This is a genomic window from Sinisalibacter lacisalsi, assembly GCF_014640115.1.
Taxonomy (GTDB): domain Bacteria; phylum Pseudomonadota; class Alphaproteobacteria; order Rhodobacterales; family Rhodobacteraceae; genus Sinisalibacter; species Sinisalibacter lacisalsi.
In genome coordinates this window covers 844,003-861,305 of record NZ_BMGI01000001.1, presented here as the reverse complement: position 1 = coordinate 861,305, position 17,303 = coordinate 844,003, and the positions used below count along the sequence as shown (strand labels likewise).

Sequence of the window (17,303 nt, the reverse complement as noted above, 5' to 3'; positions counted from 1 at the left end):
CTGGCAGGCGACTTCGCTTGCCGAAGTCGCCGAGAAGGCCCGAGGTATTTATTGACCCAAGAAGGACAGATGCGATGAAACCGGGTGCGCGCAACCTGATCACCGACGTGGCAGGGCTGAAGGTGGGCAATGCCGCCGACGATACGGTGAAAACCGGCGTGACCGTGCTGGCGGGCGAGGCGCCTTTCGTGGCCGCCGTGCACGTGATGGGCGGCGCGCCGGGCACGCGGGAAACCGATCTGCTGGCGCCCGACAAGCTGGTGCAGGAGGTTGACGCGCTGGTGCTTTCGGGCGGGTCGGCCTTCGGGCTCGACGCGGCCTCGGGCGTGGCCGATAGGCTGCGCGCGCAGGGCCGTGGCTTCGACGTGGGCGGGCAGAAGGTGCCGATCGTGCCCGGCGCGATTGCCTTCGATCTGCTGAACGGTGGCGACAAGAACTGGGCCGAAAACCCCTACAAACGGCTCGGGCGGGAGGCGCTTGCCGCCCTGGCAGAGGATTTCGCGCTCGGCACGATCGGCGCGGGCACGGGGGCGACACTGGCCGATCTCAAGGGCGGGCTGGGCTCGGCCTCGCTGGTGCTCGAGGGAGGCCTCACCGTGGGCGCGCTTGTCGTGGTCAACGCGGTGGGCAGCGCCACCGGGCCGGATGGCCGGTTCTGGGCCGCGCCCTGGGAGTTCGGGGCGGAGTTCGGCGGGCTGGGGCCGGTCACCGGGTTCGACCCGGGCGTGGAGCCTGTCACCAAGCTCACGCCGCGCGCCGCCACCACCATCGCCATCGTCGCGACCGACGCCGCGCTCACGCAAGCGCAGGCCACGCGGCTCGCCGTGGCTGCACATGACGGCATGGCGCGCGCGCTGCTCCCCAGCCACACGCCCTTCGACGGTGATCTGGTTTTCGCCGCCGCCACCGGCGCGAAACCGCTCGCCAACCCCGAGGCCGATCCGCTGCGCCTCGGCCATGCCGCCGCGATCTGCCTGGCGCGCGCGATCGCCCGCGGCGTGCATGCCGCAAGGCCGGCGCCGGGCGACCCCCTGCCCGCCTGGGCGAACCGTTTCGGTGGAGTTTGACGCCGATCAAGGATCGGTGCGAGCTTCGCGGCTATCGTGACCTGAAATGCCAATGGGAGGCCCCAATGTTTCGCGCTACTTCATTCGCTCTCTTGATGTTGTCCGTCGCCAACCCGGCGCTGGCCGACGAAGTGACCGACACGCTTTCCTCGGCGCTGCAAGCCTACGAGGACGGCGACATCAAGTATGCCATCGAGGAGCTCGACTACGCCAAACAGCTCCTGCAGGCGATGTCGGCGCAGGAGCTCACCAGTTTCCTGCCCGAGCCGCCCGACGGATGGACCCGCGAGATCGGCGAGAGCGACATGAACGTCGGCCTTTCCTTCCTCGGCGGCGGCGCGGCGGCCGAGGCGACCTATAGCGACGGCACCGAGACCTTCACGATCTCGATCATGGCCGACAACCCGATGGTGGCGATGTTCGGCGGCATGATCTCGAACGCCGCGATCATGGGGCTGAAGACCCACCGGGTCGGGCGCGAGAAGTTCCTGTTTGACGACGGCGATCTCACCGGGCTGATCGACGGGCGGATCATCGTTCAGGCTTCGGGGGCGGATCCGGAAGTGATGATTGCCATCCTCGAAGAGATCGACTTCAACGGCCTGAAGGAATTCGGCCGCTGACCGCGTTCATGGGCTGACGGTGGCGAGCACGGGGTGCGCCGCCGCCGTCATCGCCCGGGGCGAGAAGCAGAACCGAACACCACCCCGCGCATCGGTGAAGCAGCCCTGTTCACCCGCTTCCACCGTCGCGCCATCAAGCGTCTGCCAGCCCTCGGCGCGGGCCATTTCGCTCAGCCGGCCGCTTTTCCAATCGTAATCCGTAAGGCAAGTGGTGCCGCCCGCGTCGCTGGCGACGCAATTCTCCCGCTTCACGCAAGCGCCGTATTCGGTGAGCACCTCAACCCCGCCTTCACGCGCGGTGAGCAGGCAGAACCCGGCCTGCCCGCCTCCGAAGCCGATGTCGGCATTTGCCGCTTCCGGGGCCGGGGCAGGCCCCGCGGCGGGGGCGGCGTCACGCGGATGCAGACAGACAAGCTCCGCCTCCGCCTCGGTCCGGTAACAGCGCGCGTCCTCGCGATCCAGCCGGATGGCGGCAAGCCCGTTTACCTTTGCGTCCGCCAAACCGTCAGCCGCGGCTTCGATCGTGAAGCGCGAACCGTTCATCACACTGGCCCGGAGCGTCACCACCCCATTCTGCGTGGCCTCGTCGACGGTGCAGGCCGCGAAGAAATCCCATGAAGGCCGGTCGGGGTGGCGGTATTCGCACATCGCTTGTTCGGCGAACACGGCACCCGGCAGGAGGGCGGCAAGGGCAAGGAACAGAGGCAAACGCATGGGATTCGGTCTCCGGAAGGCGCGCGTATTCTGGTCCGCGCACCGGGCCTGTCAATCGCGCCCGACCAGATCGGCGACGACAGCGCTGTCGGCGTCTTTCAGCGCGTCGATCACGTCGAAATGGTGCCGCCCGGGGGCAATGCGAAGCCGCGCCTCGGGCCAGGCCTCGGTCAGCCAGTCGGCCTGATCGAGAAAGGCCGGCCGTTCCTCGGCACCCACCCAGACGCGGGTGTCGATCCCGCGCCGCTCGGTGCAGAGCGTGGGGCTTTCGGCTTCGGCCTCAGCGGCATCGAGGCGCAGATCGGCGTTCATCCGCGTGCGCATCAGCGGGCGCAGGTCGCCGACCGGCGAGATCGGCACGATCCGGGCGATCCGCGCGGCCAGATCGTCGGGCAGGGCCACGTCGGCGCAGTTCATCCGCGCCACGAGATGGCCCCCCGCCGAATGGCCGGTAAGCGCGATCGGCCCCGCCACCTCCGCCGCCGCGCGCGTCACCGCCACCGCGATCTCGCCAGTGATCTCGCGAATGTGCGCGCCGGGGGCGAGCGTGTAGGAGGGCATCGCCACTGCCCAGCCGCGCTTCACCGGCCCGGCGGCAAAGCCCGACCAGTCTCCGCGCGCGAATTTCAGCCAGTAGCCGCCATGCACGAAGACGACGAGCCCGCGCGCCTCGCCGTCCGGCAGGAACAGATCGAGCGCGTTGCGCGCGCCATCCCCATAGCTCAGCCCCAGCCGCGCACGATCCTTGCGCGCGGCGCGCCATTCCTCCGCCTCGCGTGCCCAGCGCGGCGGATAGGCCATGGCATTCGGGATGAAATCGGCGTTAGCATATGCGAGATCGTAATCCATCGGGCGCCCTCCTTCGGAGCCAGCATGCGCGCCCCGGACCAACAAGGGAGACCAAAATGCCGCGCGACGCAACCGATCTCGCCTCGCTCCTGAAAGACCCGTCACTGATCGCCACCAAGGCCTTCGTGGCCGGCGAATGGATCGACGCCGACGACGGCGCCACCTTCCCCGTCACAAACCCCGCCCGTGGCGACGTGATCTGCGAAGTGGCCGATCTCGGCCGCGATGAAACCGCCCGCGCCATTGCCGCGGCCGAAGCGGCGATGAAGGGGTGGCAGGCGCTCACCGCGAAGGAACGCGCCAATATACTGCGCGCGTGGTTCAACCTGATGATGGAGAACCAGCAGGATCTCGCTCTCATCCTCACCGCCGAGATGGGCAAGCCGGTCAAGGAAGCGATGGGCGAGATCGCCTACGGCGCCAGCTTCATCGAGTGGTTCGCCGAGGAGGGCAAGCGGATCTATGGCGAGACGATCCCGCCGCACCTGCCCAACATGCGCCTTCAGGTGATCAAGCAGCCCGTTGGCGTGGTGGCCTCGATCACGCCGTGGAACTTTCCCAACGCGATGATTACCCGCAAGGTCGGCCCCGCGCTCGCCGCGGGCTGCGGCGTGGTGGCCAAGCCGGCGGGCGAAACCCCGCTGTCGGCCCTGGCGCTGGCGGTTCTGGCCGAACGCGCGGGCCTGCCCAAGGGTCTGTTCAACGTGGTGACCTCGTCGAAAAGCTCCGACATCGGCAAGGAGTTTTCCGAGAACCACGCGGTGCGCAAGATCACCTTCACCGGCTCCACCTTCGTGGGCCGCATCCTGCTGCGGCAGGCCGCCGACCAGGTGAAAAAGTGTTCGATGGAGCTGGGCGGCAACGCCCCCTTCATCGTCTTCGACGACGCCGATCTCGATGCCGCCGTGCAGGGCGCGATCGCGTCGAAGTTCCGCAACAACGGGCAAACCTGCGTCTGCGCCAACCGGATCTACGTGCAGGAAGGCGTTTACGATGAATTCGCCAAAAAGCTCGCTGAGGCGGTAGGCAAGATGCATGTGGGCGACGGGCTCGACGAGGGCACCGAGCTTGGGCCGCTGGTCAGCGAGGACGCGGTGAAGAAGGTGGAGGAACACATCGCCGACGCGCGCGCCAAGGGTGCCGAGGTGATCCTCGGCGGCGACCATCACGAGAAGGGCGGGCTGTTCTTCCAGCCGACGATCGTCACCGGCGCGACCTCGGAGATGGAATTCGCGCAAGACGAAACCTTTGGCCCCCTCGCACCGCTGTTTTCCTTCACCGACGAGGACGACGTGATCGCGAAGGCCAACGACACGATTTTCGGGCTCGCCTCCTACTTCTATGCCCGCGACCTCAGCCGCGTCTACAAGGTGGCCGAGGCGCTGGAATACGGCATCGTCGGGGTCAACACCGGGATCATTTCCACCGAGGTCGCCCCCTTCGGCGGGGTCAAGCAATCGGGCCTCGGCCGCGAGGGCTCGCGCCACGGGATCGAGGATTTCCTCGAGATGAAATACATCTGCATGGCGATCTGAGCCAGGGCGCGGTCGGCCGATCGCTGCCGACCGCGCCCGATTTGCGCCCGATCATGGCGGGGGCCGCCGCGTTTGCCCGATCTTGCGCGCAAAGGAGGGCATGCCATGAACCGCATTATGATGATGTTCACCGCGATTGTTTTCGCAACAGGCGCGCAGGCGGGCGACTGCTCGACAAGCTACAACACGATGACGCTCCCTGACACGCCGGGTGAGCTGCGCATCTTCGCGCCCTATGACTACGACAACGGCCGGATCATCGGCCAGATGCGCCTCGGCGCGTCGGGCCCGGTGATTACCGGCACCTGGATCGAGTCGGGTTCAGGCGTCACCTGCGACAGCGCCGTCGACGGCTCCAACCACTGGGGCGCGGTCACGCTGCAGTTCAACCCGGGCTATACCAGCTTCACCGGCAACTGGGATTATTGCGGCGAAGGCGGCGGCGGCAAATGGGTGGGCGAGATCGGCGCCGGCAAGGTCCTGTTCCGCGGGCTCACGGATCGCTGAGGATTTCACCGACCCGTCATGCAGGCGTCACGCTCCTGTAATGTCGCGGGGTCACCTCCGGCAGATCGGTATTTCCCGGAGGATCCCATGAAAGCCACCCTTCTCACCCTCACCTCGGCTCTTGCCCTGATGGCAGGCGCAGCAAACGCCGAGATGAATTTCAACCGCATCGCCTCGTTCCCGGTGGCCTCGAACATGGCCGAGGGCGAAGATGTCGCCCGCGAAAGCTCGGCCGAGATCATCGCGGCCAGCGCCGATGGCATGACGCTCGCCTATTCCGACAGCCCGCTCGGTGTGATCGGCCTTGTCGACATTACCGACCCGGCCAATCCCCTGCCGCTTGGCAATATCACTCTCGACGGCGAACCCACCGCCGTCTCGACGCATGGCAATACCGTGTTCGCGGGCGTCAACACGTCGGAAAGCTACATCGAGCCCTCGGGCTACCTGCTGCACATCGACCTCGCCACCGGCACCGAAGCCGGACGCTGCGACCTCGGCGGCCAGCCCGATTCGACGGCCGTCGCGCCGGACGGGGCGTTCGTGACCGTCGCCATCGAGAACGAGCGTGACGAAGATGCCGGCGACGGCCGGGTGCCGCAAATGCCGGCCGGCTGGGTCGCCATCGTTCCGCTCGACGGGGCGGGCATGATGCTTTGCGACCAGCAGATCCGCGCCGACGTGACCGGCCTTGCCGAGATCGCGCCCGAGGATCCGGAGCCCGAGTTCGTCGACGTGAACGCCGCGGGCGAGATCGTCGTGACGCTTCAGGAGAACAACCACATCGTCGTTCTGTCTTCCACCGGCGAGGTCGTGAGCCACTTCTCGGCCGGCGCGGTCGACCTCGAGGGCATCGACGCCACCGACGAACGCGCCGCCCTGATCTTCGACGAGTCGCAAGCGGGCGTCGTGCGTGAGCCCGACGGCATTCAGTGGATCGACAACGATCATTTCGTTACCGCCAACGAGGGCGACATGGACGGCGGGTCGCGCGGGTTCACCGTGTTCCGCAAGGACGGCACGGTCGTTCATGAATCGGGTCCGGCCTTCGAGCACGCCGTTGTGCAGATCGGCCACTATCCGGATCGCCGTTCCGACGCCAAGGGCGTGGAACCCGAGGGCATGGAATTCGCCGTTTTCGGCGGCACGCCCTACCTGTTCCTGCTGGCCGAGCGTGCATCGGTCGTCGGTGTCTACGACATGACCGACCCGGCGAACCCGGTTTTGAAGCAGCTTCTTCCGTCGGGCATCTCGCCCGAGGGCGCCGTGGCGATCCCCGAGCGCAACCTTCTGGCAACCGCCAACGAGTTTGACGGGATCGAGGATGGCGCTGCCCGTGCTCACGTGATGCTCTACGAATACCAGGACGCGGCGCCGGCTTACCCGCATCTCACCTCCGCAGGGATGGACGAGTTGACCGGCTGGGGCGCGATCTCGGGCATGGTCGCCGACGAGGGCGGCATCGTCTGGGCCGTGAATGACAGCTTCTATGGCTACCAGCCGACGATCTTCAAGATCGACACCTCGGCAACGCCGGCCCGGATCGTCGACGCGATCGGCATCAACCGCGCGGGCCGACCGGCCCAGAAACTCGATATCGAGGGCATCACCCTCGATGGCGAGGGCGGTTTCTGGCTGGCCTCCGAAGGCCGCACCGACCGCGTCATCCCGCACGCGCTTTACCACGTGAACGCCGAGGGCGAGATCAAGCAGGAGATCGGGCTGCCGGCGGCGCTCATGGCCGTCGAAAAGCGCTTCGGCTTCGAGGGGATCACCAAGGTTGGCGACACGCTCTGGATGGCCGTGCAGCGCGAATGGGCGGACGACCCCGAGAACCACGTGAAACTCCTCGCCTACAACACCGAAAGCGGTGAATGGGGCGCGGTGCATTACGAGAAGACGGCGCCAGACTACGGCTGGGTTGGCCTCTCGGAAATCACCGCCCACGGCGACTGGGTCTACCTCGTGGAGCGCGACAACCAGCTCGGCACCGCCGCGGTGACCAAGCTCGTCACCCGCGTGCCCGCTTCCGAGATGGTCCCCGCGGCGCTCGGCGGCGAACTGCCGGTGGTGAGCCGCGAGGTGGTGCGCGACCTGATCGCGGACCTCACCTCGACCGGCGGCTATGTGCTCGACAAGGTCGAGGGCCTCGCGATCGCCGCCGACGGCACCGCCTGGATCTCGACCGACAACGATGGTGTCGATGACCATTCGGGCGAGACGATGTTCTTCACCATCGGTACGCTCGACTGATCCTGCCGCAAAAAACACGAAGGGAGGGGCATCGCCCCTCCCTTTTTCTGTCAGGGTCGTTGGACCCGAGGCTCAGCCTTCGATGGCCTTGGCCTTGCCTTCGATGTCCTTCGCCGCGGCGATCTCGATCCGGCGCGGTTTCAGCGCCTCGGGCACCTCGCGCACCAGGTCGATGTGCAACAGCCCGTTCTCGTGCACCGCGCCCGTCACCCGCACGTGATCGGCAAGGTGGAAGCGGCGCTCGAAGGCGCGGGTCGCGATACCGCGATGCAGGTAGGTGCGCGGCGTCTCGTCCTCGGCCTTGCGGGCGGAGATCAGCAGCGCGTTCTCCTTCACCTCGACGTTCAGTTCCGCGTCGGTGAAACCTGCCACGGCTACGGTGATGCGCCAGGCATCATCGCCGGTTTTCTCGATATTGTAGGGGGGGTAGGTCTCGCGGCTCACGTCGTTGGTGAACACCCGGTCCATCATGTCGGCAAGCTGGTCGAAACCGACGGTGGCACGGTAGAGCGGCGAAAGGTCAAAATTGCGCATGGGTCATCCTCCATTGAGCGACAACTTGGTGAGGCCCTCCCGAAGGGACGGGCAGAAAACGGACCCGCTCGGCGGCGCCCGCATCATCGAGGTAGGCGCATTTTTTCGGCGTTCAAGACCCGTCAGGGGCGCACGAAACGCGCCCCGCTCGCGCCGCGCTCGCCAACGGTCAGCCGGCGCGCGCTGAAGTCCGATTCGGGGAAAACCCCCGCCCCGGTGCGCAGCGCATGTTTCAGGTCCGCGACCGCGGCGGGCAGCTCCATGCCGAAGGCGACCATGCCGCTCTCCCTCGCCCCGCCCGACGAGATCAGCGAAACGATCCGTGCGCGCCGGTCCGCAAGGTCGAACACCGGCGCACCCGACGCGCCGAAGGTGACGTCGCAGTCGAACGCCAGCAGCCCCGACTGGCGGCCCCGCACGGTGCAGACCGCCTGCCGCGCCGGGGCCTCAGCCCTTCCGCTGGCATAGGAAACCACGCTCACCGCGGTGCCTGCCCGTGGCAGGCTCTGCACCAGGAAGGGCGCGGCGACGGCGGCCGGGATCGGCGTGGAGAGTTGCACGAGGCCCAGGTCATGGCGGATGTTCTCCGCGCTCGCCCCCGCTGCCGGCCGATAGTCCGGGTGCATAACCGCGCGCGCGACGGCGGCCTGCGCCACCGCCTCGCCGTCACGCAGCCCGGCGCGAAACATCAGCCGGTCCACCCGGCCCGCGGTTTGCGCCTCGGTCAGGCAATGCGCGGCGGTGAGCACGAGATCAGGGGCCACGAGCACCCCGGTGCAGAACCCGTCGCCGAGATCGAGCCGCCCGACCGCCTCCCACCCGACCAGATCGCTGCGAAGGGTGAGCCGGTCGAGCCCGGTGTTGTCGGCCATTGCCGGGGCGGCCAGCGCGAGGCCAACCGCCATGGCAAGCCCTTGCGCCCAGCCGCGCATCGCTCAGGGCCGCACGAACTTGGCGCCGGTGCGGTTGGCCGCCGCGCCATTGTCGAGCCTGGTCACGGTCGGACGCGCGCGGGTGAACACCCCGTCGCCTTCCGCCGCCAGCATCGCGCGCAACTCCGCCAGCGGCGCGGACAGATCGGTGCCGAGCGAAACCTCGGCATCGCCGGCGAAGGCCTTGGCGGAAACCACCGAAACGATCCGGGGCGCGCCTGTGGAAAACTCGAACACCGGTGCGCCCGACGATCCAAAATCGACTTCGCAATCGAGCACGAGCGTCGCCCCCGAACGCCCCAACACGTTGCAGATGTTCTGCATCGAAGGCATCTCGGCGCGATCATGGGCGTAGGACACCACGCCCACCTCGCGGGCCAGGAAGGGCAGATCGCCGGTGGCGAAGGGCACAACCCGGCTGTTGCGGATCGGCTGGTCCAGCTCGATCAGGGCGAGATCGCTGGCGCGGTCTTCGCCGTCGGGCAGGTAATCCGGGTGCGCCACCGCGCGCCGCGCGCCGCGGTACGCCGCCGCGCGCCCTGCCCGCCAGCCGGCGAGAAACTCGATCTCCTCGGGCGCGAAGCGGCGGCCCGTCGCCTTGTCATAGAGGCAGTGGGCGGCCGTCAGCACGAGATTTTCGGCGATCAGCGCCCCGGTGCAGAAGCTTGCGCCCGCGATGTCGAGCCGGCCCACGCCCTCCCAGCCGCGGCTGTCGTCGCCCGTCGTCAGGCTGCGCAGCGCGCCGCCCTCGCCCGCCTGAAGCGCCAGGGGGGCCGCGAGAAAAGCGAGGAGTGCGATCAATGTCTTCATGCCCGAAGCCCGGTTCTTGCTGTTCACCGCCGAATAACAAGCGCATCGGGCGAGAATGTGGCAACCGCGGGAATCGCCTCAACCGCCGAGCTTGGCCGGTTTCGGCCCGCCCAGCGCCCAGTCGAGCAGTTCCACCGTGTGCACCACCGGCACCGCGGTGGCTGAGCCGATCTGCACCATGCAGCCGATGTTGCCCGCCGCGATCACCTCCGGTGCGCGCGCCTCCAGCGTCGCCACCTTGCGCGCCTTCAACTCGGCCGAGATCTCGGGCTGCATCAGGTTATAGGTGCCCGCCGAGCCGCAGCACAAATGGCTGTCGACCGGCTCCACCACCTCGAAACCGGCGCGCCGCAGCAAGTCCTTCGGTGCGTCCTTCACCTTCTGGCCATGCTGGAGCGAGCAGGCGGAATGGTAGGCCACACGCATCCCCATGTCGGCCTCGGGAATGCCCAGCTCAGTGAGAAACTCGGTGATGTCTTTCGTCAGCGCCGACACCGTCGCCGCGTCTTCCGCCAGCGCATCGGTGCGGAACATGTGGCCGTAGTCCTTCACCGTGGTGCCACACCCCGATGTGTTGATCACGATCGCGTCCAGCCCCTGCCCCCGCGCCTCGGCCATGAAGGCGCGGATGTTGGCCGCCGCCGACGCATGGGCATCGGCCTCGCGCCCCATGTGATGGGTGAGCGCGCCGCAGCATCCCATGCCCTCGGGCACCACCACCTCCACCCCGAGCCGGGTGAGCAGCCGCACGGTGGCGGCGTTGATATCGGTGTCGAGCACCTGCTGGGCGCAGCCCGTCAGCAGCGCCACCCGCTTCTTGCGCCCGGCCACGGCAAAGACCTGCGGCCGGTCGCCCGGGCTGGGCTGCGGCAACCGGTCGGGCGCCATGTCGAGCATCGCGCGCAAGCGGCGGTCGGGCATCAGCGCCCGGAACGGCCGCCCCAGCGTCGCCGCCCGCAGTGCCAGCCTGAACCGGCCGGGATGCGGGATCACCCAGGCCAGGACGCGGCGCAACCAGCGGTCCATGAAGGGGCGGCGATAGGTCTTTTCGATATGCGCCCGGGCGTGGTCGACGAGATGCATGTAATGCACGCCGGACGGGCAGGTCGTCATGCAGGCAAGGCAGGAGAGGCAGCGGTCGATGTGCGTCACTGTGCGTTCATCCGCCGGGCGGTCCTGCTCCACCATCTCCTTGATCAGGTAGATCCGCCCGCGCGGGCTGTCCAGTTCGTCGCCCAGAACCTGGTAGCTCGGGCAGGTCGCGGTGCACATGCCGCAATGCACGCAGGCGCGCAGGATCTCGTTGGCGCGCGCAATGCCCGGGTCTTCCAGCTGGTCTTCGGTGAAAAAGGTCTGCATCAGCCCATCAGCCCCGGATTGAGTATGCCCCTTGGGTCGAATTTCTGCTTGAGCCCCCGGGAGAGCGCCGCGACTGCGCCGGTCTGAGGTTGGAAAACATCAATTCGCGCGCGCAGGTCTGCCGGCGCCTTCACCAGCGTCGCATGGCCGCCGTGGGCCGCGATCTGCGCGCGGATCGCCTCCGCGCCGCCGTCGTCGTGCTCCGGGTCCGGCGCGATCCACATCAGCCCGCCGCCCCAGTCATACAAGGCCGCGTGGCCCAGCCCGGCCTGCCCGAGCGCCTGCGAGATCGCCGGCGTGGCCGAGGGCTTCACCGACAGCCGCCAGACGACCGGCGCATCGGCGAAGGGGGCCACGTCGCGGACCTGCCGCCAAAGCGCGGCGCTTTCGTCACCCCGAAGCACCTCCCAGCCGGCGCAGATTTCGCGCTGGAGCGCCCCGATCCGGTAGTCGACGCTGGCGGCCAGCCCCTCGATCCGCACGCGGGTTTCGCTCTCGGGCCCGGCAACGCCCGGATCGAGATGGGCCGCCCCGGTGATGTCCCAGGGCGAGCCGAGCGCCGCCGCCAGCGCGGCGATCCCGTGCCGGGCATCCTTGCCGCGCGCGACCAGCGTCGCCTCGGTTTCCGGCATCGCCAGAACCTTCAGGCTCACTTCGGTGAGAACGCCGAGCGTGCCCCAGCTTCCGGCCATGAGCTTCACGAGGTCATAGCCGGTGACGTTCTTCATCACCCGGCCGCCGTTCTTGATGATCCGGCCCGAGCCATCGACGAAGCGCGCGCCAATCGCGAAATCGCGGGCCGCCCCGGCCTGGATGCGGCGCGGCCCCGAGACGTTGGCCGCCACCACGCCGCCGATCGTCGGCTCGCCTTTCGTGCCCAGCATGACCCGGTGATCCATCGGCTCGAAGGCCAGCCGCTGCCCCTCGCCCGCCAGCACCGCCTCGATCTCGGCCAGCGGCGTGCCGGCGCGCACCACCAGGGTAAGCGCCGCCGGCTCGTAAAGCTCGATGCCGGACATGCCCAGCTCCAGTGCCTCACCCACCACCGGCTTGCCGATGTCGCGGGTGCCGCCGCCGCGCACCCGGAAGGGCCCGTTTGCGCCGCGGATCGCTTCGGCCAGTTCCTGTTCGCTCGTGATCTTCATCTTGGCAGAAATACTCCGGCCTTCTCGGCGATTTCGACAAGCGAAATCGCCTGCCAGGTTTGCGAACGGGCTCAGGCCCGTTCGGTCAGGGTTCCGCGGGGCAGCGCCCCCCGCCCGCGTTACGATCTGCGCCCCGCGCTCACCTCGAGCGGAAACACCTTGGCGGGGTTGAGAATCCATTGCGGGTCGAACACGTCTTTCACCTGCATCTGGATTTCCAGATCGTCGGCCCCGTATTGCGCCGTCATGATCTCGCGCTTCTCCACCCCCACGCCGTGCTCGCCGGTGAGGCAGCCGCCCACTTCGACGCAGAGCCTGAGGATATCGGCGCCCAGCGCCTCGGCCTTCTCGAGATCGCCGGGCTTGTTGGCGTCGTAAAGGATCAGCGGGTGCATGTTGCCGTCACCGGCATGGAAAACATTGCCCACGTCCAGCCCATACTCCGCCCCCAGCTCGCCGATGCGGCGCAGCACGAACGGCAACTCGCTCACCGGGATGGTGCCGTCGAGGCACATGTAATCGTTGATCTGGCCCATCGCGCCGAAGGCGGTCTTGCGGCCCTTCCAGATCCGCTCGCTCTCGGCGGCCGAGCCGCTCTCGCGGATCTCCACCGGGTCATGCGCCTTGGCGATCGCGATGATCCGGCCGAGCTGGTCGTCGATCTCGCCCGCGCTGCCTTCCACCTCGATGATCAGGAGCGCCTCGCAATCGGGATAGCCCGCCGCCACATGCGCCTCCGCCGCGCGGATCGTGAGCCGGTCCATGAACTCGATCGCCACCGGCACGATGCCCGCCTTGATGATGTCGCTCACGCATTGGCCCGCCACCTCGGAACTGTCGAAGCCGACGAGCACGGGGCGCGCGCCCTCGGGCTTGGCGAGGATGCGCAAGGTCGCCTCCGTCACCACGCCGAGTTGCCCTTCCGAGCCGCAGACCAGCCCGAGCAGGTCAAGCCCGCCCGCGTCGAGATGCGCGCCGCCGATCTCCACCACCTCACCGTCGGCCATCACCATGGTCACGCCCAGAAGGTTGTTGGTGGTCACACCGTATTTCAGGCAATGCGCGCCGCCCGAGTTCATCGCGATATTGCCGGCGATGGCGCAGGCGAGCTGGCTCGACGGGTCGGGCGCGTAGAAAAACCCGTCCTGCTCCACCGCCCCGGTCACGCTGAGGTTGGTGCGCCCGGCCTCGACCCGGATGAAGCGGTTGTCGTAATCCACTTCCAGCACGCCGTTCAGCCGCGCCACACCGAGCAGCACGCTGTCGGCGGTGGGCAGCGCGCCGCCCGAGAGCGAGGTGCCCGAGCCGCGCGGCACCACCGGCACGCCTTCCTCGTTGCAGATCCGCATCACCGCCGAAACCTCCGCAGTCGATCCCGGCAGCACGGCGCACATCGGCGGGCAGCGGTAGGCGGCAAGCCCGTCGCATTCGTAGACCTTGAGTTCGATCGCGTCGTCGATCACCGCGCCCGGGGGCAGCGCCGCCCGCAGCCGCTCGACGATCCGCGCCCTGCCGGTGAGAATGTCTGCCCTCGGCTCCGGCATCTGCATGGGCAATCCTCCCTATTGGTCAGAATTAATAACCAATTCCGCCTGCCTGGCAAGCAGCCCCGGTCATTCGCGGTCGTGCCGCAGGCGCTGGCGGGCGACGGCCTCGTTCGCCTCCGCCTGTCGAATGTCGCGGATCGCTTCCAACGCGTAATCAAGATGAGCCGCCACCGCCGCCCGCGCGGCGGCCGGGTCGCGCGCCTGGATCGCCGCGTTGATCGCGCGGTGCTGGTGCATCAGGGCGTCACGGGTGCTGTCGCGCGCGAACACGGCCTCGCGGTTATAGAACACCCCCGCCGCCAGCAGGTCGAACATCGAACGCATCATGTGCAGCAGCATCACGTTGTGGCTGGCCTCAAGGATCGCGATGTGGAAATCGGCGTCGCGTTCGGCGGCGGTCTTTGGGCCGGCCGCCTCGAGCTTGTCGAGCGCGGCCTGGATCACCGCGAGATCGGTATCGGAGCCGAACCGGGCGGCGCGGTCGGCCGCGAGCGATTCCATGTCGCGGCGAAAGGTGATCGAATCAAACAGCGCCTCATCGTGGGTCGAGAACAGCCGCACCAATGCCGGCGAAAAGGCGGAACCGAGCACGTCGGCGACGAAAACCCCCGCCCCGGGGCGCGAAACCAGCAACCCCGCCGCCTGCAGATCGCCCAGCGCCTCGCGCAGGCTCGGGCGCGAAACCCCCATCCGCTCTGCAAGTTCCCGCTCTGCCGGAAGGCGTTTTCCCGGCCGCAGAATCCCCCGCAGGATCAGCAATTCGATCTGGCGCACCACCGCCGAGGCGAGCTTTTCCGAATGCACCTTTTCGAACGGCATGGCCTTCTCCCGTCGCGCCACCCCGACGATAGGGGCCGATCCGATGATGTGTCCACGGCAAAAGGCCGGGCGCATGGCCCGGCCCAAAGAGGTGTTTTTCCGCGGTTCTTACCGGATCGGAATGATCACGATCTCGACGCGACGGTTCAGCGCCCGGCCCTCGGCCGTGAGGTTCGAGGCGATGGGCTGATCCTCGCCGCGACCGATCGCGGTGATCCGTGCCGACGAAACGCCGTTTCCGATCAGTGTGTTGGCAACGGCCGCCGCGCGCTGGCGCGAAAGGTTCAGGTTGTAGTTCGCCGAGCCGGTATTGTCGGTGTGGCCAACGACCTGGATATTCGACCTGGAGTACTTGTTGAGATGTCGGGCGAGCACGCCGAGATCCGAGCGCAGGCTCATCGTCAGTTGGGCGCTGTCGGTCGCGAACAGGATATCCTGCGGCATCGTCACCACCAGCGACGAGCCCGTGTTGACCACGCCGATGCGGTCATCGTCGAAGGCGCCGCGCAATTCGCCCGCCTGCTTGTCGAGCTCAGACCCGATTGCGCCGCCCACGATTGCGCCGCCAACGGCACCAACCGCCGCAGTGCCCGGGCTGCCTCCAAGCACGCCGCCGAGAATGCCCCCGGCCACGGCCCCGGTTCCGGCCCCAATTCTCTGGCGCTCGCCGGCGTTTTCACAAGCGGACAGCAGCAGCAGCGCCGCCAGCGGTGCAACGAGAACAGGTTTCATGATGGACATAGGCCCCTCCCAGAATTTCGAGTCGGATCAATTCTAACGTGTTTTGCGGGAACATATAGGGGGCAATACACGCAAGTCGCTGTATTCAGCGACAAACCGCCGGTGGGGGTCAGGCCCCGGCATCGGCCCGCGCCGCCTCCCATGCAAGCAGCGCGCGCTTGACCGGCAGGCCCCAGTGATAGCCGCCGAGCGCGCCCGACTTGCGCAGCGCCCGGTGGCAGGGAATCAGCCACGACACCGGGTTGCGCCCCACCGCCGTGCCCACCGCGCGCACGGCGCCGGGATTGCCGATGGCGCGCGCGATCTCGCCATATGTGGTCACCTGGCCCGAGGGGATCGCAAGCAGCGCCTCCCAGACCTTGATCTGAAACGGCGCCCCGATGAGGTGCAGCCGTGCTTCGCCGGTCTGGCCCAGCGCCGCCGCGACCCAGGGCTCGAGCCCGGCCGGATCTTCCACGAACGCCGCTTCCGGCCAGCGCGCGCGCATGTCGGCCATCGCCGCCGCATCTCCGGTCTCCTCGGCGAAGGCGAGGCCGCAGAGGCCCCGCGCCGTGGCCATGGCAAGCATCCGCCCAAAGGGGCCATCGAACCATCCCCAGCGGATCGTCAGCCCCGCGCCGCGCCGGGCATAGTCGCCGGGGCTCATCGCTTCCCAGCGGATGAACAGATCATGCAACCGCCCCGAGCCCGAAAGGCCCACGGCCCCGGCCACGTCGAGGGTGCTGAAATGGTCGGCCAGCAGGCTGCGGGCGTGGTCGAGCGTGAGGTATTGCTGGTAGCGTTTCGGGCTCACCCCCACCCAATTCGAAAACAGGCGCTGGAAATGCGCGGGGCTCATGCCAACCTCTGCCGCCAGCGCATCGAGCCGCATCTGCGGCCCGCCCGCATCGATCGCCTCGATCGCGCGGCGAATCACCTGGTAATGGTAGTGGCCCTCGGGGCGCGCCGCCTCGGGCGTATCGGCTTTGTTCGGCATCGCCTTGCCTCCTTCGCGGCAAGATTAGGCCGGGCGCTCGGGGCGCGCGACCCGAATCCTGCGCATTTCGCCGCCCCGGGGCGAGGTGGCGAGATCGGGCGCGGCGCCGGTCCGGCCGATCCCCAAGGGGCGCATCGCCATCACGCAAAAGCCCCCGCGCAAAAGGCCCCGGTGAAACGGTCTGGGTTTTATCGTTTCCGGGCGCTTGCCTTGCCCCGCCAAACCCCCGATACCAAGGCGCATGGCCAAGCAACTGCCCTATAAAACGATCCGCGAGATCTTCCGCCGCTTCCGCGAAGCCGAGCCCGAACCGAAGGGCGAGCTGGAACACGTCAACGCCTACACGCTTGTCGTGGCCGTCGCGCTTTCGGCGCAAGCCACCGACGCGGGCGTGAACAAGGCCACCCGGACGCTGTTCCAGATCGCCGACACGCCCGAGAAGATGCTGGCCCTGGGCGAAGAGGGGCTGATCGAGCATATCAAGACGATCGGGCTGTTCCGCCAGAAGGCCAAGAACGTCATCAAGCTCAGCCGCATCCTCGTCGAGGAGTATGACGGCGAGGTGCCCAATTCCCGCGCCGCGCTGCAAAGCCTGTCCGGCGTGGGGCGCAAGACGGCCAACGTGGTGCTCAACATGTGGTGGCGCTACCCGGCGCAGGCGGTCGACACGCATATCTTCCGCGTCGGCAACCGCACCGGCATCGCCCCCGGCAAGGACGTGGTGGCCGTCGAGCGCGCGATCGAAGACAACGTGCCCGCCGATTTCGCCCTGCATGCGCACCACTGGCTGATCCTGCACGGCCGCTACATCTGCGTCGCCCGCAAGCCCAAGTGCGGCGCCTGCATCATCCGCGACTTGTGCCAATACGAGGAGAAAACCCTGTGACCAAAC

17 protein-coding genes are annotated in these 17,303 nt (G+C 67.9%); 6 read left to right on the top strand and 11 right to left on the bottom strand.

The window, feature by feature from the left end; genetic code table 11:
* Positions 1–74: 74 nt before the first annotated feature.
* Both IEW01_RS04325 and IEW01_RS04320 read left to right on the top strand, forming a co-directional pair.
* On the top strand, positions 75–1,067 hold the full coding sequence (locus tag IEW01_RS04325; protein WP_188526349.1) for a P1 family peptidase: 993 nt from the start codon (positions 75–77) through the stop codon (positions 1,065–1,067).
* Positions 1,068–1,132: 65 nt separating this feature from the next.
* A complete protein-coding gene (locus IEW01_RS04320) occupies positions 1,133–1,690 on the top strand; it encodes a hypothetical protein (protein WP_188526348.1) in 558 nt (185 codons plus the stop codon).
* Positions 1,691–1,696: 6 nt separating this feature from the next.
* Here the strand turns inward: IEW01_RS04320 and IEW01_RS04315 are convergent, their stop codons facing one another.
* Positions 1,697–2,404, bottom strand: a complete 708-nt coding sequence (locus IEW01_RS04315; RefSeq protein ID WP_188526347.1) for a hypothetical protein — start codon at positions 2,402–2,404, stop codon at positions 1,697–1,699.
* Between the two features lie 51 nt (positions 2,405–2,455).
* Complete coding sequence (locus IEW01_RS04310) at positions 2,456–3,253, bottom strand: hormone-sensitive lipase (RefSeq protein WP_188526346.1); 798 nt, start codon at positions 3,251–3,253, stop codon at positions 2,456–2,458.
* Between the two features lie 56 nt (positions 3,254–3,309).
* On the opposite strand from IEW01_RS04310, the gene IEW01_RS04305 reads away from it, so the two are divergent.
* The 3 genes from IEW01_RS04305 (at position 3,310) to IEW01_RS04295 (ending at position 7,548) form a co-directional block, all read left to right on the top strand.
* On the top strand, positions 3,310–4,788 hold the full coding sequence (locus tag IEW01_RS04305; protein ID WP_188526345.1) for an NAD-dependent succinate-semialdehyde dehydrogenase: 1,479 nt from the start codon (positions 3,310–3,312) through the stop codon (positions 4,786–4,788).
* Between the two features lie 105 nt (positions 4,789–4,893).
* Positions 4,894–5,295 carry a hypothetical protein gene (locus IEW01_RS04300; RefSeq protein WP_188526344.1) on the top strand — a complete coding sequence of 134 codons (402 nt, stop codon included), beginning with the start codon at positions 4,894–4,896 and terminating at the stop codon, positions 5,293–5,295.
* An 87-nt stretch (positions 5,296–5,382) separates the two neighbouring features.
* The gene (locus tag IEW01_RS04295; protein ID WP_188526343.1) at positions 5,383–7,548 is read left to right on the top strand and encodes an esterase-like activity of phytase family protein; all 2,166 of its coding nucleotides are present in this window, start codon (positions 5,383–5,385) and stop codon (positions 7,546–7,548) included.
* 72 nt (positions 7,549–7,620) lie between these two features.
* Here the strand turns inward: IEW01_RS04295 and IEW01_RS04290 are convergent, their stop codons facing one another.
* From IEW01_RS04290 to IEW01_RS04250, 9 genes are all read right to left on the bottom strand, one after another.
* A complete protein-coding gene (locus IEW01_RS04290; protein ID WP_188526342.1) occupies positions 7,621–8,082 on the bottom strand; it encodes an Hsp20 family protein in 462 nt (153 codons plus the stop codon).
* Positions 8,083–8,204: 122 nt separating this feature from the next.
* Positions 8,205–8,987: a trypsin-like serine peptidase gene (locus IEW01_RS04285; RefSeq protein WP_229738054.1), complete on the bottom strand. Its 783-nt coding sequence runs from the start codon at positions 8,985–8,987 to the stop codon at positions 8,205–8,207.
* A gap of 30 nt (positions 8,988–9,017) precedes the next feature.
* Complete coding sequence (locus IEW01_RS04280) at positions 9,018–9,824, bottom strand: trypsin-like serine peptidase (RefSeq protein ID WP_188526340.1); 807 nt, start codon at positions 9,822–9,824, stop codon at positions 9,018–9,020.
* A gap of 78 nt (positions 9,825–9,902) precedes the next feature.
* Entirely contained in the window at positions 9,903–11,183 is a 1,281-nt protein-coding gene (gene glcF / locus IEW01_RS04275) for a glycolate oxidase subunit GlcF (RefSeq protein ID WP_188526339.1), read from the bottom strand.
* Positions 11,183–12,328 (bottom strand): FAD-binding protein, encoded by a 1,146-nt coding sequence (locus IEW01_RS04270; protein WP_188526338.1) that lies wholly within the window; start codon positions 12,326–12,328, stop codon positions 11,183–11,185. Before IEW01_RS04270 ends, glcF begins: the two co-directional genes overlap by 1 nt.
* A 119-nt stretch (positions 12,329–12,447) precedes the next feature.
* The gene (locus tag IEW01_RS04265; RefSeq protein WP_188526337.1) at positions 12,448–13,878 is read right to left on the bottom strand and encodes an FAD-linked oxidase C-terminal domain-containing protein; all 1,431 of its coding nucleotides are present in this window, start codon (positions 13,876–13,878) and stop codon (positions 12,448–12,450) included.
* Between the two features lie 63 nt (positions 13,879–13,941).
* Positions 13,942–14,694, bottom strand: a complete 753-nt coding sequence (locus IEW01_RS04260; RefSeq protein WP_188526336.1) for an FCD domain-containing protein — start codon at positions 14,692–14,694, stop codon at positions 13,942–13,944.
* Positions 14,695–14,802: 108 nt separating this feature from the next.
* Positions 14,803–15,435, bottom strand: a complete 633-nt coding sequence (locus tag IEW01_RS04255; RefSeq protein ID WP_188526335.1) for a YiaD family glycine zipper/OmpA-like lipoprotein — start codon at positions 15,433–15,435, stop codon at positions 14,803–14,805.
* Positions 15,436–15,544: 109 nt separating this feature from the next.
* Entirely contained in the window at positions 15,545–16,411 is an 867-nt protein-coding gene (locus IEW01_RS04250) for a methylated-DNA--[protein]-cysteine S-methyltransferase (RefSeq protein WP_188526334.1), read from the bottom strand.
* Positions 16,412–16,652: 241 nt separating this feature from the next.
* Here IEW01_RS04250 and nth point away from each other — a divergent pair, with 241 nt between their 5' ends.
* Positions 16,653–17,297: an endonuclease III gene (gene nth / locus IEW01_RS04245; RefSeq protein WP_188526333.1), complete on the top strand. Its 645-nt coding sequence runs from the start codon at positions 16,653–16,655 to the stop codon at positions 17,295–17,297.
* Positions 17,298–17,303: the final 6 nt, after the last annotated feature.

What these genes read in the sequence shown, in the direction of transcription:
- IEW01_RS04325 (WP_188526349.1), top strand. Translation starts at nt 75, where the DNA reads ATGAAACCGGGTGCGCGCAACCTGATCACCGACGTGGCAGGGCTGAAG.
- IEW01_RS04320 (WP_188526348.1), top strand. Translation starts at nt 1,133, where the DNA reads ATGTTTCGCGCTACTTCATTCGCTCTCTTGATGTTGTCCGTCGCCAAC.
- IEW01_RS04315 (WP_188526347.1), bottom strand. Translation starts at nt 2,404, where the DNA reads ATGCGTTTGCCTCTGTTCCTTGCCCTTGCCGCCCTCCTGCCGGGTGCC.
- IEW01_RS04310 (WP_188526346.1), bottom strand. Translation starts at nt 3,253, where the DNA reads ATGGATTACGATCTCGCATATGCTAACGCCGATTTCATCCCGAATGCC.
- IEW01_RS04305 (WP_188526345.1), top strand. Translation starts at nt 3,310, where the DNA reads ATGCCGCGCGACGCAACCGATCTCGCCTCGCTCCTGAAAGACCCGTCA.
- IEW01_RS04300 (WP_188526344.1), top strand. Translation starts at nt 4,894, where the DNA reads ATGAACCGCATTATGATGATGTTCACCGCGATTGTTTTCGCAACAGGC.
- IEW01_RS04295 (WP_188526343.1), top strand. Translation starts at nt 5,383, where the DNA reads ATGAAAGCCACCCTTCTCACCCTCACCTCGGCTCTTGCCCTGATGGCA.
- IEW01_RS04290 (WP_188526342.1), bottom strand. Translation starts at nt 8,082, where the DNA reads ATGCGCAATTTTGACCTTTCGCCGCTCTACCGTGCCACCGTCGGTTTC.
- IEW01_RS04285 (WP_229738054.1), bottom strand. Translation starts at nt 8,987, where the DNA reads ATGGCGGTTGGCCTCGCGCTGGCCGCCCCGGCAATGGCCGACAACACC.
- IEW01_RS04280 (WP_188526340.1), bottom strand. Translation starts at nt 9,824, where the DNA reads ATGAAGACATTGATCGCACTCCTCGCTTTTCTCGCGGCCCCCCTGGCG.
- glcF (WP_188526339.1), bottom strand. Translation starts at nt 11,183, where the DNA reads ATGCAGACCTTTTTCACCGAAGACCAGCTGGAAGACCCGGGCATTGCG.
- IEW01_RS04270 (WP_188526338.1), bottom strand. Translation starts at nt 12,328, where the DNA reads ATGAAGATCACGAGCGAACAGGAACTGGCCGAAGCGATCCGCGGCGCA.
- IEW01_RS04265 (WP_188526337.1), bottom strand. Translation starts at nt 13,878, where the DNA reads ATGCAGATGCCGGAGCCGAGGGCAGACATTCTCACCGGCAGGGCGCGG.
- IEW01_RS04260 (WP_188526336.1), bottom strand. Translation starts at nt 14,694, where the DNA reads ATGCCGTTCGAAAAGGTGCATTCGGAAAAGCTCGCCTCGGCGGTGGTG.
- IEW01_RS04255 (WP_188526335.1), bottom strand. Translation starts at nt 15,435, where the DNA reads ATGTCCATCATGAAACCTGTTCTCGTTGCACCGCTGGCGGCGCTGCTG.
- IEW01_RS04250 (WP_188526334.1), bottom strand. Translation starts at nt 16,411, where the DNA reads ATGCCGAACAAAGCCGATACGCCCGAGGCGGCGCGCCCCGAGGGCCAC.
- nth (WP_188526333.1), top strand. Translation starts at nt 16,653, where the DNA reads ATGGCCAAGCAACTGCCCTATAAAACGATCCGCGAGATCTTCCGCCGC.